The 15,480-nt window shown below is 59.0% G+C and carries 9 protein-coding genes, 2 tRNA genes and 3 rRNA genes; 11 read left to right on the top strand and 3 right to left on the bottom strand.

What is annotated here, in order from left to right:
• Window positions 1–307: 307 nt before the first annotated feature.
• The 5 genes from GYH29_RS18080 to rrf all read left to right on the top strand — a co-directional run bounded on the left by GYH29_RS18080 (window position 308) and on the right by rrf (window position 5,575).
• Window positions 308–1,843: ribosomal RNA gene (locus GYH29_RS18080) — 16S ribosomal RNA — on the top strand.
• Window positions 1,844–1,930: 87 nt separating this feature from the next.
• Window positions 1,931–2,007, top strand: a tRNA-Ile gene (locus GYH29_RS18075).
• Window positions 2,008–2,112: 105 nt separating this feature from the next.
• Window positions 2,113–2,188 (top strand) — tRNA-Ala (locus GYH29_RS18070).
• A gap of 257 nt (window positions 2,189–2,445) precedes the next feature.
• Window positions 2,446–5,334 (top strand): 23S ribosomal RNA (locus GYH29_RS18065).
• A gap of 126 nt (window positions 5,335–5,460) precedes the next feature.
• Window positions 5,461–5,575 (top strand): 5S ribosomal RNA (gene rrf / locus GYH29_RS18060).
• Together the 16S, 23S and 5S rRNA genes with 2 tRNA genes alongside form the textbook arrangement of a ribosomal RNA operon.
• A gap of 120 nt (window positions 5,576–5,695) precedes the next feature.
• Here the strand turns inward: rrf and GYH29_RS18055 are convergent.
• Together GYH29_RS18055 and pssA are read right to left on the bottom strand one after the other, a co-directional pair.
• Window positions 5,696–7,483 carry an ATP-binding protein gene (locus tag GYH29_RS18055; RefSeq protein ID WP_039754529.1) on the bottom strand — a complete coding sequence of 596 codons (1,788 nt, stop codon included), beginning with the start codon at window positions 7,481–7,483 and terminating at the stop codon, window positions 5,696–5,698.
• 167 nt (window positions 7,484–7,650) lie between these two features.
• Window positions 7,651–8,991, bottom strand: a complete 1,341-nt coding sequence (gene pssA / locus GYH29_RS18050) for a CDP-diacylglycerol--serine O-phosphatidyltransferase (RefSeq protein WP_043590852.1) — start codon at window positions 8,989–8,991, stop codon at window positions 7,651–7,653.
• 198 nt (window positions 8,992–9,189) lie between these two features.
• On the opposite strand from pssA, the gene GYH29_RS18045 reads away from it, so the two are divergent.
• The 3 genes from GYH29_RS18045 (at window position 9,190) to GYH29_RS18035 (ending at window position 12,633) form a co-directional block, all read left to right on the top strand.
• Window positions 9,190–9,717, top strand: a complete 528-nt coding sequence (locus tag GYH29_RS18045) for an RNA pyrophosphohydrolase (protein ID WP_019103838.1) — start codon at window positions 9,190–9,192, stop codon at window positions 9,715–9,717.
• Between the two features lie 117 nt (window positions 9,718–9,834).
• Window positions 9,835–11,799 (top strand): DNA topoisomerase IV subunit B, encoded by a 1,965-nt coding sequence (parE, locus tag GYH29_RS18040; protein WP_043590854.1) that lies wholly within the window; start codon window positions 9,835–9,837, stop codon window positions 11,797–11,799.
• 117 nt (window positions 11,800–11,916) lie between these two features.
• Window positions 11,917–12,633: a substrate-binding periplasmic protein gene (locus GYH29_RS18035; protein ID WP_107731635.1), complete on the top strand. Its 717-nt coding sequence runs from the start codon at window positions 11,917–11,919 to the stop codon at window positions 12,631–12,633.
• Window positions 12,634–12,642: 9 nt separating this feature from the next.
• On the opposite strand, the gene GYH29_RS18030 is transcribed toward GYH29_RS18035, so the two are convergent.
• Window positions 12,643–13,242 carry a short chain dehydrogenase gene (locus GYH29_RS18030; RefSeq protein WP_019103835.1) on the bottom strand — a complete coding sequence of 200 codons (600 nt, stop codon included), beginning with the start codon at window positions 13,240–13,242 and terminating at the stop codon, window positions 12,643–12,645.
• 107 nt (window positions 13,243–13,349) lie between these two features.
• Here GYH29_RS18030 and GYH29_RS18025 point away from each other — a divergent pair, with 107 nt between their 5' ends.
• The 3 genes from GYH29_RS18025 (at window position 13,350) to GYH29_RS18015 (ending at window position 15,393) form a co-directional block, all read left to right on the top strand.
• Window positions 13,350–14,228 carry a LysR family transcriptional regulator gene (locus GYH29_RS18025; protein ID WP_161524220.1) on the top strand — a complete coding sequence of 293 codons (879 nt, stop codon included), beginning with the start codon at window positions 13,350–13,352 and terminating at the stop codon, window positions 14,226–14,228.
• Between the two features lie 95 nt (window positions 14,229–14,323).
• Window positions 14,324–14,881: a chromate transporter gene (locus GYH29_RS18020; protein WP_107731636.1), complete on the top strand. Its 558-nt coding sequence runs from the start codon at window positions 14,324–14,326 to the stop codon at window positions 14,879–14,881.
• Window positions 14,878–15,393 (top strand): chromate transporter, encoded by a 516-nt coding sequence (locus GYH29_RS18015; RefSeq protein ID WP_019103832.1) that lies wholly within the window; start codon window positions 14,878–14,880, stop codon window positions 15,391–15,393. The genes GYH29_RS18020 and GYH29_RS18015 overlap by 4 nt, the downstream gene beginning before the upstream one ends.
• Window positions 15,394–15,480 lie beyond the last annotated feature (87 nt).

Raw genomic sequence — 15,480 nt, 5'->3', positions numbered from 1 at the left:
GGCGGGGGTTGGCAAATACCCTTTATGGATATTCGTTGCCGCATCAAGGGTTTGCCCTGCGCGGCCCGCAGTTGTTGAGGTTTTTGTCGCAAAAGGTGTTGACGGAGTAAGGCCAGTAACGTATATTTCACCTCCTCAGCAGACAACGCAGCGACGGAAACGAAACGCAGCGATCTGCACTGATCTTTAACAGAACGAATAACCGATAGGTGTAAGTGCTCGGTCGATGACCAAACACTTGCACTGCAAGACGAGAAATGTCTCGATGTTTCTTTGATCTTGCGTGCCAGAAAATTTGCTTGGAATTGAACTGAAGAGTTTGATCCTGGCTCAGATTGAACGCTGGCGGCATGCTTTACACATGCAAGTCGAACGGTAACAGGGTGCTTGCACCGCTGACGAGTGGCGAACGGGTGAGTAATGCATCGGAATGTACCGTGTAATGGGGGATAGCTCGGCGAAAGCCGGATTAATACCGCATACGCCCTGAGGGGGAAAGTGGGGGACCGTAAGGCCTCACGTTATACGAGCAGCCGATGTCTGATTAGCTAGTTGGTGGGGTAAAGGCTCACCAAGGCTTCGATCAGTAGCGGGTCTGAGAGGATGATCCGCCACACTGGGACTGAGACACGGCCCAGACTCCTACGGGAGGCAGCAGTGGGGAATTTTGGACAATGGGCGCAAGCCTGATCCAGCCATGCCGCGTGTCTGAAGAAGGCCTTCGGGTTGTAAAGGACTTTTGTCCGGGAGCAAATCCCAGTGGTTAATACCTACTGGGGCTGAGAGTACCGGAAGAATAAGCACCGGCTAACTACGTGCCAGCAGCCGCGGTAATACGTAGGGTGCAAGCGTTAATCGGAATTACTGGGCGTAAAGCGTGCGCAGGCGGTTGTGCAAGTCTGATGTGAAAGCCCCGGGCTTAACCTGGGAACGGCATTGGAGACTGCACGACTAGAGTGCGTCAGAGGGGGGTAGAATTCCGCGTGTAGCAGTGAAATGCGTAGAGATGCGGAGGAATACCGATGGCGAAGGCAGCCCCCTGGGATGACACTGACGCTCATGCACGAAAGCGTGGGGAGCAAACAGGATTAGATACCCTGGTAGTCCACGCCCTAAACGATGTCAACTAGCTGTTGGGGGTTTGAATCCTTGGTAGCGAAGCTAACGCGAGAAGTTGACCGCCTGGGGAGTACGGCCGCAAGGTTAAAACTCAAAGGAATTGACGGGGACCCGCACAAGCGGTGGATGATGTGGATTAATTCGATGCAACGCGAAAAACCTTACCTGGTCTTGACATGTAACGAACGCCGCAGAGATGTGGTGGTGCCCGAAAGGGAGCGTTAACACAGGTGCTGCATGGCTGTCGTCAGCTCGTGTCGTGAGATGTTGGGTTAAGTCCCGCAACGAGCGCAACCCTTGCCATTAGTTGCCATCATTAAGTTGGGCACTCTAATGGGACTGCCGGTGACAAACCGGAGGAAGGTGGGGATGACGTCAAGTCCTCATGGCCCTTATGACCAGGGCTTCACACGTCATACAATGGTCGGTACAGAGGGTCGCGAAGCCGCGAGGTGGAGCCAATCTCATAAAACCGATCGTAGTCCGGATCGCACTCTGCAACTCGAGTGCGTGAAGTCGGAATCGCTAGTAATCGCAGATCAGCATGCTGCGGTGAATACGTTCCCGGGTCTTGTACACACCGCCCGTCACACCATGGGAGTGAGTTTCACCAGAAGTGGGTAGGCTAACCGTAAGGAGGCCGCTTACCACGGTGGGATTCATGACTGGGGTGAAGTCGTAACAAGGTAGCCGTAGGGGAACCTGCGGCTGGATCACCTCCTTTCTAGAGAAGGTTGTTGATCGAGTACTTACAGCCTATCGGTTATTTGTAGTTAAGGGCGTGTCAGCCAGCGATGGCTGACCGAGAAATGGGTTTGTAGCTCAGCTGGTTAGAGCACCGTCTTGATAAGGCGGGGGTCGTTGGTTCGAGTCCAACCAGACCCACCAAGAATTTGCGTAGCGATACGTAATTTTTGGCTTAGGCAAGGCGCGAAATAGCGAAATGTACAATTGTACATGAGCTGTTGAGCAACGCTGCATAAGGCAAAAAGAGGGGGATTAGCTCAGTTGGGAGAGCACCTGCTTTGCAAGCAGGGGGTCGTCGGTTCGATCCCGTCATCCTCCACCACAACTCAAACACAAGCGAGTTTGCAAAACAGCTTGGTTGTGTTTGCGTTGTATTTTTAACGCCCGATCTTTAACAAACTGAAGAAGCCGAATATATAAAGACGGCGAGAAGGACGATGGAGTTAACTCTTCATTGGCTGGATCGTCATCTTGGGTATTTGATTGTATCTAGGCTACGTCGCCATATCAAAAGGGGCGGTGTAGTCGTCGCACAAACACAACTTGTTGTTTTAGTGATCCAGGTTACTGAAATGATAGGGTCAAGCGACTAAGTGCATCTGGTGGATGCCTTGGCGATCATAGGCGAAGAAGGACGTGTAAGCCTGCGAAAAGCGCGGGGGAGCTGGCAATAGAGCTTTGATCCCGCGATGTCCGAATGGGGAAACCCCTCCGCAAGGAGATCCCGTGCTGAATACATAGGCACGAGGAGGCGAACGCAGCGAACTGAAACATCTAAGTAGCTGCAGGAAAAGAAATCAACCGAGATTCCGTTAGTAGTGGCGAGCGAACGCGGAAGAGCCTGTACGTGTTATGGATTGTGTTAGTGGAAGGTTCATGGAAAGGACCGCCATAGTGGGTGATAGCCCCGTACACGAAAACACATTCCAAGGACTAGGCGTACGATAAGTAGGGCGGGACACGAGAAATCCTGTCTGAAGATGGGGGGACCATCCTCCAAGGCTAAATACTCATGATCGACCGATAGTGAACCAGTACCGTGAGGGAAAGGCGAAAAGAACCCCGGGAGGGGAGTGAAATAGAACCTGAAACCGGATGCATACAAACAGTGGGAGCGGACTTGTTCCGTGACTGCGTACCTTTTGTATAATGGGTCAGCGACTTACGTTCAGTAGCGAGCTTAACCGAATAGGGGAGGCGTAGGGAAACCGAGTCCGAATAGGGCGTTTTAGTTGCTGGGCGTAGACCCGAAACCGAGTGATCTATCCATGGCCAGGATGAAGGTGCGGTAACACGCACTGGAGGTCCGAACCCACTAGTGTTGCAAAACTAGGGGATGAGCTGTGGATAGGGGTGAAAGGCTAAACAAACTCGGAGATAGCTGGTTCTCCCCGAAAACTATTTAGGTAGTGCCTCATGTATCACTTCCGGGGGTAAAGCACTGTTATGGCTAGGGGGTCATTGCGATTTACCAAACCATGGCAAACTCTGAATACCGGAAAGTGCGAGCATGGGAGACAGACGGTGGGTGCTAACGTCCATCGTCAAGAGGGAAACAACCCAGACCGCCAGCTAAGGTCCCAAATGATCAGTTAAGTGGTAAACGAAGTGGGAAGGCCTAGACAGCCAGGATGTTGGCTTAGAAGCAGCCATCATTTAAAGAAAGCGTAATAGCTCACTGGTCGAGTCGTCCTGCGCGGAAGATGTAACGGGGCTCAAACTGATAACCGAAGCTGCGGATTTGCACGTAAGTGCAGATGGTAGGGGAGCGTTCTGTAGGTCTGAGAAGGTGTCTCGTAAGGGATGCTGGAGATATCAGAAGTGCGAATGCTGACATGAGTAGCGATAAAGCGGGTGAAAAGCCCGCTCGCCGAAAGCCCAAGGTTTCCTACGCAACGTTCATCGGCGTAGGGTGAGTCGGCCCCTAAGGCGAGGCTGAAAAGCGTAGTCGATGGGAAACGGGTTAAAATTCCCGTACTTTTATGCAGTGCGATGTGGGGACGGAGAAGGTTAGGTCATCAGACTGTTGGAATAGTCTGTTTAAGCCGGTAGGCTGGGGAGGTAGGCAAATCCGCCTTCCCTTAAGGCCGAGACGTGATGACGAGGGTCTACGGACCTGAAGTGACTGATACCACGCTTCCAGGAAAAGCCACTAAGCTTCAGCTGCATAAGAACCGTACCGCAAACCGACACAGGTGGGCAGGATGAGAATTCTAAGGCGCTTGAGAGAACTCAGGAGAAGGAACTCGGCAAATTGATACCGTAACTTCGGGAGAAGGTATGCCTCTTAGAGTGAATCCCCCGCGGGAGGAGCTTTGAGAGGTCGCAGAGAATCGGTGGCTGCGACTGTTTAACAAAAACACAGCACTGTGCCAACACGAAAGTGGACGTATACGGTGTGACGCCTGCCCGGTGCTGGAAGGTTAAGTGATGGGGTGCAAGCTCTTGATCGAAGCCCCAGTAAACGGCGGCCGTAACTATAACGGTCCTAAGGTAGCGAAATTCCTTGTCGGGTAAGTTCCGACCCGCACGAATGGCGTAACGATGGCCACACTGTCTCCTCCTGAGACTCAGCGAAGTTGAAGTGTTTGTGAAGATGCAATCTCCCCGCTGCTAGACGGAAAGACCCCGTGAACCTTTACTGTAGCTTTGCATTGGACTTTGAACAGACTTGTGTAGGATAGGTGGGAGGCTATGAAGTGGGAACGCTAGTTCTCATGGAGCCGTCCTTGAAATACCACCCTGGTGTGTTTGAGGTTCTAACCTTGGTCCGTGATCCGGATTGGGGACAGTGCATGGTAGGCAGTTTGACTGGGGCGGTCTCCTCCCAAAGTGTAACGGAGGAGTTCGAAGGTTACCTAGGTACGGTCGGAAATCGTGCTGATAGTGCAATGGCAAAAGGTAGCTTAACTGCGAGACCGACAAGTCGAGCAGGTGCGAAAGCAGGACATAGTGATCCGGTGGTTCTGAATGGAAGGGCCATCGCTCAACGGATAAAAGGTACTCCGGGGATAACAGGCTGATACCGCCCAAGAGTTCACATCGACGGCGGTGTTTGGCACCTCGATGTCGGCTCATCACATCCTGGGGCTGTAGCCGGTCCCAAGGGTATGGCTGTTCGCCATTTAAAGTGGTACGTGAGCTGGGTTCAAAACGTCGTGAGACAGTTTGGTCCCTATCTGCAGTGGGCGTTGGAAGTTTGACGGGGGCTGCTCCTAGTACGAGAGGACCGGAGTGGACGCACCTCTGGTGTACCGGTTGTGACGCCAGTCGCATTGCCGGGTAGCTAAGTGCGGAAGAGATAACCGCTGAAAGCATCTAAGCGGGAAACTCGCCTGAAGATGAGACTTCCCTGAGGGCTTGACCCTCCTGAAGAGTCGTTCGAGACCAGGACGTTGATAGGTCGGGTGTGGAAGCGCTGTGAGGCGTTAAGCTAACCGATACTAATTGCTCGTGAGGCTTGATCCTATCATTTGAGTGTCTTGGGTAACCGAGAGACGATGAGATAGTGGTTGTGCGACACAATTGAATACCGAATATATGTGGGTTGATGAAACATCAACTCAGGCTTCTTCTAGTTTGTACCAGTTTATGTCTGGTGGCCATAGCGAGGTGGTCCCACGCCTTCCCATCCCGAACAGGACCGTGAAACGCCTTAGCGCCGATGATAGTGTGGCATTCGCCATGTGAAAGTAGGACACCGCCAGACGCCCGATTGCGAAGCCCAGCTCAGACGAGCTGGGCTTTTGCGTTGGAGCGGCTGAGACGGCGCTACAACAAGCCTCCCATTGGGAGGCTTTTTTGCGTCTGGGGCGGTCCGCCTTGCGGCTCAGTGTTGGTTGGGAGGGAAGCGGATGGTGAAGCTAGCGCCTTGTCCCGGTGCGCTGTCCAGCCGGATCTCGCCTTTCAAGATGGTGTGCACGATGTTGTGCACCATGGCGAGCCCCAGGCCCACGCCGCTTCGCCCCATTTGCGTGGTGAAGAAGGGGTCGAACACCTTGTCCTGCAGTTCCGGCGCAATGCCCTTGCCGTTGTCTGAATAGCGCAGCAGCAGCGTTTCTTGCTGCGCTTGCAACTGGATGTCTATGCGGCCGCGATCGTGTCCGTCGAAGCCGTGGGCCAGGCTGTTGGCGATGAGGTGGGACAGCAGTTGTTCCAAAGCGCCCGGATAATTCTCGATTTGCAGCTCAGGGGGCGCCTCCAGCGTCAGCCGGATGTCCGGATAGTGTTCCGGCGGCAGCAGCGCCTGGGTTAGCTGGGCGATGGTTTGAGCGGGCTTGAACGCGCGTTTGGGCTGGTTGAGCTGGTCGGAGGCGATCAGCTTGAAGCGGCCGATCAGATCGCCGGCCAACTCGCTGTTTCTTTGCAGCAGTTCGCTGGTTTCGACCGCCTTGCGCAGGAAGTCTTGCAGATTGCCGCGCGAGAGCTGCTTGGCTTCGTCGGCGCGAATGATGGATTTGAGGTCCGCGTGCAATACCGAGGCGCTGAGCAGAATATTTCCTATCGGCGTGTTCAATTCATGCGCCATGCCAGCGACCATGCGGGCGAGCGCCGTCTGTTTTTCCGCAATGCTGATTTGCTGCATGGCCTGCTTGAGTTCGGCGGTTCGCTTGGCTACGCGGTCTTCCAAGTGACTATTGAGCTGTTGCAGCTCGTATTCTGCTTGCTTGCGCTGGCTGATGTCGGAGTAAGTGCCTATCATGCGCGACGGCCGCCCTTGCTCGTCGCGGCCCACCACCATGCCGCGGCTTAGCAGCCAGATCCAGCCGTCTTGCGCGCGAAAACGGTGCTCCGAGATGAATGAGCCTTCTGCTTGGCGCTGATAGGCGATGATATCGGCCTGCACCGTCGGCAGATCGTCGGGATGGATGCCTGTGTGCCAGAGCTTGAACGCGCCGGTGTCTTTATCGTCCAGTCCCAGCAGTTGCCGGCAGCGGGGGGAGAGAAAGACGGCGTCGCCGACGATGTCCCAATCCCAGACGCCGTCGCCGGCGCCTTCCAGCGCGAAGTGCCAGCGTTCCTCGCTTTCGCGCAAAGCCTGTAGCGCTTTTTGCTCCCCTGCTCGCAAAGATTCGAACTCCCGCCTGACACGCTCGGCCTCGTCCGCGCGCAGGATGGCGTCTTCCTGTTTCCTGGCCTGATTGTGATATACCTGATGCAGATCGCGCTCCACCATGGCGCGGAATTGGCCGAGCAATTGTCTGTGGGTCTGGCTATAGGGGTTTTCGGCCCGGTCGAGCACGCAAATGGTGCCAAACACGTCCTGGTTGGGCCAGATCAGCGGCATGCCTAGGTAGGAGATCATGCCCAGCTTGATATCGGGATTGTGATCCCAGTCAGGGTCTTTCAAGGCGTTGGGCACCAGCAGCTCTTTGCGGCTGCTCATCACGGTTTCGCAATACAGGCCGGTATTGAGCTCGGCCAACTCGTCTTCTTCGTACGGGTTGCCTTGGTTGTGGCTGGAGAGGAAGACTTTGATGTGGGGCGCCTGCTTCTGCATGATCAGCGCGGCGGGGATGTCCACGATCTTGGCCAGGAGATCCAGCACCTGCTGCCACTTTTCCGACAGCTCGTGGCTGATGCTCAGGTTTTGGGTATTGATCTTGATGGCCGACATCTGAAGCTCCATGTTTTGCTAAGCGCATTCATCTTTCTAGCATATGGGCCGATGCGGGCGGTAATGGCGGAGGCGTTTGGAGCCTATTCAGAACGCGGGGACTTCGAAACGCTGATGCGCTGTCGCGCATCCCGTTTTCTCCGCCACCGCACAGGGTTTAAGAGTGTTTACAGCATCAGGTTGAGCATGCGGTCGATGCGCACGCGGCTCAGGCGAGTCAATAGTTTTTTGATTTGTTCGGGATAGGTGCGAACGTCTTCCAGTTCGCGGTAATGCAGCAACTGCCGGCTGTGACGCAAGATGTTTTCCTGCTCTTGCTGGTTCTGGTGTTTGAGTTCGGCGTTGGGGTCGCTGATCAGCAACGCATTCTCCATGTCCAGGCGGAAGGCGCGCGGATTGAGATTGTTGCCGGTCAGCAGCATGTAGCGCTGGTCGCTGAACATGCCTTTGAGGTGATAGGTGTTGTCGCCGTCTTTCCACTGATGTACCCGCAGCTGGCCGATGCCGATGTAGTGGCGTTGGCGTTTGGCGAAGCGGCGCAGGTTCATTTCGTAGAGATAGGGCAGCGCGCCGATGACGCGGAAGGGCTCGCTGGGCGGAATGTAGAAGTCATTGGCGGTTTTGTCGCCGACGACAATGTCGATTTGCACGCCGCGGCGCAGCGCCTTGCTGATGGCGAGCACCACCGGCCTCGGAAAGTTGAAATAGGGTGTGCAGATGAACAGCGAACTGCGGGTGTTTGCAATCAGATCCAGAATTACCCGGTTGAGCATGTTGCCCTTGCCGATGCCGACAATCGGGCTGACTGCCAGTCCGTCTTCCGAGTATGCCTGGTTTTCAAGCCGGTATTGGCTATGGCTGAGCTTGTCGCGGAAGGCGCGGATTTCCTTGCGTATGCTGCGGGTGGCCGGCGCCGGTTTGTCCAGCCGGAATACCGCGGGGTCGTTGAAGAACTGCTCGTGCATATAGCTGGACATTACATCCGCCAGCGCCTGATTGCGAATCAGGTGGTAGCGGTCGAAGCGGTACTTATCCAATTTGTGCAAGTAGACATTGTTGATGCTGGCGCCGCTGTACAGCACCTGATCGTCAATGATCAGCCCTTTAAGATGCAGCACGCCAAACAGCTCGCGGGTTTGCACCGGGATGCCGTAGATGGGCACGTCAACGTTGTGCCGCAGCGCCTGAGCCCGATACCAGGCGGCGTTGCAGCTGTCCTGGCTTTCTCCGATGCGCCCGCGCTGGGCGCGGTGCCAGTCCACCATGACGCGGATGTCCAGCTGCGGTTGCCGTTGTTTGGCGGCGAACAGCGCGTCCAGCACTTCCTGGCCGGCTTCGTCATGCTCCAGATAGAGCGCGGCGATATAGATGCGGTGCCGGGCCTGCGCGATCGCTTCCAGCAGGCAAAGGCGGAAGTCGGCGGTCTGGTGCAGGGTGGTGATGGCGTCGGCTTGCATGCGCAGCTTGGGAAGCTGAGCCAGCAACGATCTTTTTAGCAGAAATGCCATGTAAGCGTTGGGTTTGACGTTTAATCGTGGAATCGTAGCATCGTTTTCGCCTCTTGGGGGAGTCCGCGCCTGCGCAATCCTTGCGCCAGCGCAGTTCCGGACGAAGTCAGGCCTTTGCGAGGCCGGCGATAGAGTCCATGGCAAGGCGGGGCGAAATGTGCAAAAATTCGTTCAACTAGATGAATTGCAGGTTTTCCAATGCTGGACCGGGACGGATACCGCCCCAATGTCGGAATCATCCTCATCAACGGCAAAAATGAGGTGTTCTGGGGCAAGCGAGTGCGGGAGCATTCCTGGCAGTTTCCGCAAGGCGGGATCAAGCCAGGCGAGAGTCCGGAAGCCGCGATGTATCGCGAGCTGCTGGAAGAGGTGGGTTTGCTGCCGCAACATGTGAAAATACTGGGACGCACCCGCGACTGGATGCGTTATGAGGTGCCGACCAACTGGGTGCGCCGGGAGTGGCGCGGCAGTTACAAGGGGCAAAAGCAGATTTGGTTTCTGCTGAAACTGGTGGGGCGCGAGTGCGACGTTTGCCTGCGCGCCAGCAGCCACCCCGAGTTTGACGGCTGGCGCTGGAACGAATACTGGGCGCCGGTGGACGCGGTGATCGAGTTCAAGCGCGAGGTGTACGAGCGCGCGTTGGCCGAGCTGTCGCGCTTCCTGCGCGGAGTGGAAAGCCGGGAGGCCTATCTGGCTCGCCTTGGCCGCGCTCAGGAGCCGCATTGACGCGGCGCCGTCCGCGCGCCTCGAAGCGACACGGCGGGCATGGCCCGCTGTCTTTTTTTGCGCCGTGGCCGTTGACCGCGGCGTTTGGCGTAATTTGCTGAGCAACAAGATTCAAACATGACGCAACAATACGATGAGTCGTCGGTACGGGTGCTGAAAGGCTTGGAGCCGGTCAAGGAACGGCCGGGGATGTATACCCGCACCACCGATCCCACCCATATCTGCCAGGAAGTGATAGACAACGCCGCGGACGAGGCCTTGGGCGGCTACGCGCGCAAGATCGCGGTGACGGTGCATCAGGACGGCTCCCTGTCGGTGGAGGACGATGGCCGCGGCATTCCGGTGGGCCTGCATCCGCAAGAAGGCGTGCCGGTGGTGGAACTGGTGTTCACCCGCTTGCACGCTGGCGGCAAGTTCAACAAGAAAGACGGCGGCGCTTACGCTTTTTCCGGGGGCCTGCACGGGGTTGGCGTGTCGGTAACCAATGCGCTGTCCACCCGGCTGGAGGTGGAGGTCAAGCGCGAAGGCGGCGTGCACCGTCTGGTGTTTTCCGGCGGCGATGTCATTGAGCCGTTGACTCGGGTGGGGGATTGCGGCCCGCGCACCAGCGGCACTCGGGTCAGGGTCTGGCCCGACGGCAAGTATTTTGAAAGCCCTCGTTACTCCTTGCCGGAGCTGGAGCGCCTGCTGCGCGCCAAGGCGGTGCTACTGCCCGGCGTGGCGGTCACCCTGGTGGTGGAGCGCCCCAGCGGCGACGAGGTCAAGGTCTGGCAATACCCGGAGGGCTTGAAGAGCTATCTGGCCGAGCTGTGCAACGGCGACGAGCCGGTGGCGCCCTTGTTCGCCGGAGAGGCCTATATCGGCGACGATCATGAGCAGTTCGCCAAGGGCGAGGGCGTGCAGTGGGCGATGGCCTGGTTCGAGGACGGCGCCAGCGGCGAGAGCTACGTCAACTTGATTCCGACGCCGGTGGGCGGCACCCATGAAGCCGGCTTGCGCGCCGGCGTGTTCGATGCGGTAAAGAGTTTCATCGATCACCACAACCTATTGCCGCGCGGCGTCAAGCTGATGGCGGAGGATGTGTGGAGCCGAGTGCGCTTCGTATTGTCCGCCCGGGTGCTGGACCCGCAGTTTCAGGGGCAGACCAAGGACAAGCTGACCAGCCGCGACGCGCTGAAGCTGATTTCCGGCCTGGCGCGCGATCCGGTGGAGCTGTGGCTGAACCAGAACGTGGAGTCCGGCAAGAAGATTGCCGAACTGGCCATCCGCCAGGCGCAGTCGCGTCTGAAGTCGGTGAAGAAGGTTGAAAAGAAAAAAGGCTCCGGCGTGGCGGTGCTGCCCGGCAAATTGACCGATTGCGAGAGCGAGGATATCGATCGCAACGAGCTGTTCCTGGTGGAGGGCGATTCTGCCGGCGGCTCGGCCAAGCTGGCGCGAGACAAGGAATACCAGGCCATCTTGCCCCTGCGCGGAAAGGTGCTCAATAGCTGGGAAACCGATAAGGACCAGCTGTTCTCCAATGCCGAGATTCACGACATTTCGGTGGCCATCGGCGTGGATCCGCACGGGCCCAGCGACCACCCGGACTTGTCCGGCCAGCGCTACGGCAAGATCGCCATCCTGTCCGACGCGGACGTGGACGGTTCTCATATCCAGGTGCTCTTGCTGACGTTGTTCTTCCGCCATTTCCCGCGTTTGATCGAGAACGGCAATATCTATGTGGCTCAGCCGCCGCTGTTCCGCGTGGACGTGCCCGGCCAGGGCAAGCATCGTCCGCCGCGCAAGCTGTACGCCTTGGACGAAGGCGAGATGACCGCCATCCTTGACCGGCTGCGCAGCGAAGGCGTGCGAGAGAACGCCTGGAGCATTTCCCGCTTCAAGGGCCTGGGCGAGATGAACCCGGAGCAGTTGAAGGACACCACGATGAATCCAGATACCCGCCGTTTATCCCAAGTGCGGGTGCGCACCGGCGAGCTGGAGCAGACGCTGTCCACTTTCGTCATGCTGATGGGCAAAGGGGAAGCGTCAAGCCGCCGCAGCTGGATGGAAGCCAACGGCAACGCGGTAGAGGCCGATATCTGAGCGGCCGCGCTGGTTGTTCTCAAAGGACGGAAAGCCCCTGCAAGCCTTGCTTGCGGGGGCTTTTCCATTGCGGGCTATAGTGAGGCTAGGCGTGGTGTCTCAATCAAGGGGAATGGCATGGCCAAACGATGGAGGGGCCTGTTGGCGGGGTGGCTGGCGCTGCCTGTGCTGGCGGCCGGCTACCACTCCTCCAGTCAGGATATTGGGCCCTGGGGCGACGGCGCTAGCCAGGACGGCGTGGCGCCGCGTTTCATCCGGTTTGTGGCGAAGCAGGCGGGGCTGACGCTGACTCAGGATGTCCGGCCGTTGCCGCGCGCGATAGAGGAGCTGAGAAATGGGCGAAACGCGCTGGCGCTGGTGACCGCTTCGCCGGAGCGAGCACGCTTCGCCGTGGAGCTGTGCAGGCCGGTGTCGATCCGCATTTCCGTGCTCTACCATCGTCGCGGCCAAGTATCGCCCATAGGTCCGCAGTGGTTCCGCCTGCGCAGCCTGGGCGTTCTGCGCGGCACCCACACCCTGGACGGCTTTGTCGCCGAAAGCGGGGCGACGCCGGTGGAGGTATCGGACATGCCGCAGGGGTTTCGCATGCTGCAAGCCGGCAGGCTGGATGCAATGATGTGCGTGCGTCCAGGCTGCGGCCACGCGCTGAGGCAGATGGGCGAGAGCCTGCCCAATCTGGCCGAATACGTGCACGGCGACGAGCCAATGGCGCTCTACGTATCCAAACGCAGCGAGCTGGCGCGCGACGTCGTCATGCTGGGCAAATTGAAGACGGCTTGTCTGTCCGCCGCGGGCAAGCGCGAGATGGCCGGCTTGATGACGATTTACGATTGAGGCGGGGGCTTACCAGACGCGCAGCGTTTGACCGGTCTGCACGCCTTCCACGCTGCGGACATAGGCTAGGGCCGCGCGTGCCGCTGGTACCGCTTCGAAGCCGGGGAAAAAGTCCCGGTACTGCTCCCAGGATTCCTGTAACACGTTGGGGCTGACCACATTGATGCGGCGTCCGCCGTCCAGCTCCGCCGCCGCGCCGCGCACAAAGCCCTCCAATGCGGAGTTCACGGCGCTGGCGTTGCTGCCGAAGCGGATGGGTTGTTCGCTGACGATGCCGCTGGTCAGGGTGATGGAGCCGCCGGCGTTCAGATAGTGCTGGCCGATTAGTGCCAACTCCACTTGGCCCATCAGCTTGTCGTTGAGGCCGATGCGAAATTGTTCGGCGTTCATCTCCGCCAAGGGGCCGAAGTGCAGCTTGCCGGCGGCGCTGATGATGGCGTCTACCCCGCCGATGCGTTCGAACAGCGCGCGGATGCTGTCGCCGTTGGTCAGGTCCACCAGCACATCACCGCGGCGGCTGCCCGCTTTGATGACTTGATGGTGGGACAGCGCTTGGCTGACGGCCTGGCCCAGAGTGCCGTGGGCGCCGACGATGAGAATCTTTTTCATGGGAAATCTCCCGGACAAGTGTTAAGACCCGGTCATTCTGCTCCCGCGCGGAGCATTGATTAATCCGCTAAGATGAACAGGATTAAAAACCGTAGGTTATGAATGGCATGGATCGCCTTTTGAGCATGGAGCTGTTCGTGGCGGTGGTGGAGCGAGGCAGTTTCACCGCGGCGGCCGAGGCGCATGGCTTGTCCCAACCCATGGTGGGCAAGCATATCGCCAGCCTGGAACAGCGGCTGGGCGGCCGCTTGCTGGCGCGCACCACCCGCCGCCAGCAATTGACCGAGCTGGGCCTGCATTACTTTCAACGTTGCCAGTCCATTCTGGCGGAAATTCGCGCGGCGGAAAGCGGCGCCGAGCTGATGAGCGGCGCGCCGCGCGGCGTGCTGCGCGTCAATGCCTCGGTGACCTTTGGTTCGCTGCGGCTGGCGGGCTTATTGGCCGAGTTCATGCAAGCGTATCCGGATATCACGGTGGACCTGACCTTGTCGGACGAACTGGTCGACTTGGTGGCCGACGGTTACGACGCCGCCTTCCGCATCGGCCGGCTGCCCGATTCGGGCTTGGTGGCCCGGCCTCTGCAGCCCTACCGGATGATGGTGGCGGCGGCGCCGGCCTATTTGGCGCGCAAAGGCGTGCCGTGCGCGCCGGAAGATCTGGCCGCGCATGATTGCCTGGGCTTCTCGCTGTGGCGCAAGGACGATGGTTGGGAACTGCTGGGCGCCGGCGAGTGGGCGCGCGCCAGCCGCTTCCAGTCCAATCACGGCCAGGCGCTGCGCATGGTGGCGCTGGCCGGCGGCGGCATCGTGCTGCAGGCCGAGGCGCTGCTGGGCGACGACGTGGCCGCCGGCCGGCTGGTGGAACTGCTGCCGGGCTGTTTGCCGCCGCCCAAGCCGATGCATTTGATTTATCTGCCGGATCGCCAGCCCCTGCCCAAGCTTCGGGTGTTCATAGATTTCATTCTGGAGCGCCTGGGCGCGCTGTGAGTTTTATTGACAGGGGCTGTCAGCGATTTTCGTTTGAGCTGCGGCGCGCATCGGCGTAGCGTGAACGCATGGATGATTTGGAGAGAGGAAAGGGCATGGAACCGGATTTGCGGGCGCCCAGCCGGCGCGATTTGTTCGCCGGCTTTTTCTCTATCGGGCTGACCGGTTTCGGCGGCGTATTGCCGCAGGCGCATCGGATGATGGTGTTGCGCCGCCGCTGGCTGAGCGAGGCCGACTTCGCCGTGGTGCTGGGCCTGGGCCAAGTGTTGCCGGGGCCCAATATCGTCAATGTCGCGGTGGCGGTGGGCAGCCGCTTTCACGGCGCGAGCGGGGCCTTGGCCGCCATCGCCGGTTTGTTGCTGGCGCCCATGGTCATCGTGCTGCTGCTGGCCTCCTTCTACGGCCATTACCGGCAGCTGGCGCTGGTGCAGAATGTGTTGCATGGCCTGGCTTCCGCCGCCGCCGGCCTGATCGCGGCGATGGGGCTGCGCTTGCTGGAGCGCATTGAGCGCAAGCTGTGGTGCGTGCTGGTGGCTGCGTTGACCTTCTGTGCTCTGGGCGTCCTGCAATTGCCCTTGCTGTGGTCGCTGGCGCTGCTGGCGCCCGTCGCCGTCGGGCTGGCCTGGCGCGACCGGCCTAAGGAGGGCGCATGATTCTGCTGACGCTGCTGTGGCGCTTCTCGCTGTTGTCGCTGGTGGCGGTGGGCGGCGCCAATGTGCTGATTCCCGAGTTGCAGCGGCTGGTGTTGGAACAGGGCTGGATGAGCGGGCGCGAGTTCGCCGCGCTGTTCGCCATCGCCCAGGCCGCGCCCGGCCCCAATGTGCTGGTGGTCAGCCTGATAGGCTGGCAGGTGGCCGGGGTGCCGGGCGCGCTGGTCAGCATGCTGGGGATTTGCGGCCCGTCTTCGGTGCTGAGCTTTTACGTGGCGCGCTGGTGGCAGCGTTACCAGCGGGCGCCGCTGACCCGGGCGATCCAGCGCGGGCTGGCGCCGCTGACCATAGGCCTGGTGGCCGCCAGCGCCTGTTTGTTAAGCCAGGCGGCCAATGCCGGCGTAGGCGCCTGGGTATTGTGCGGCGCGGTGGCGTTAGCGGCGTGGCGCACTGCGCTCAATCCCTTGTGGCTATTGTTGGCCGGCGCTTTGCTGGGCGGTGTGGGGTTGCTATAGGATTGCGTTCAAAGTCTCGCTTTAACTCATGAGATCGAGAACAGGCTCCACGCGGCGGCCATCATGAACAGAGGTTTCTCGGGAGGA

This window comes from Chromobacterium haemolyticum, assembly GCF_009936155.1.
GTDB classification, from domain to species: Bacteria; Pseudomonadota; Gammaproteobacteria; order Burkholderiales; family Chromobacteriaceae; genus Chromobacterium; species Chromobacterium haemolyticum.
Note: the sequence above shows the minus strand (reverse complement) of the source record. Positions and strands in the feature narration are given on the sequence as shown.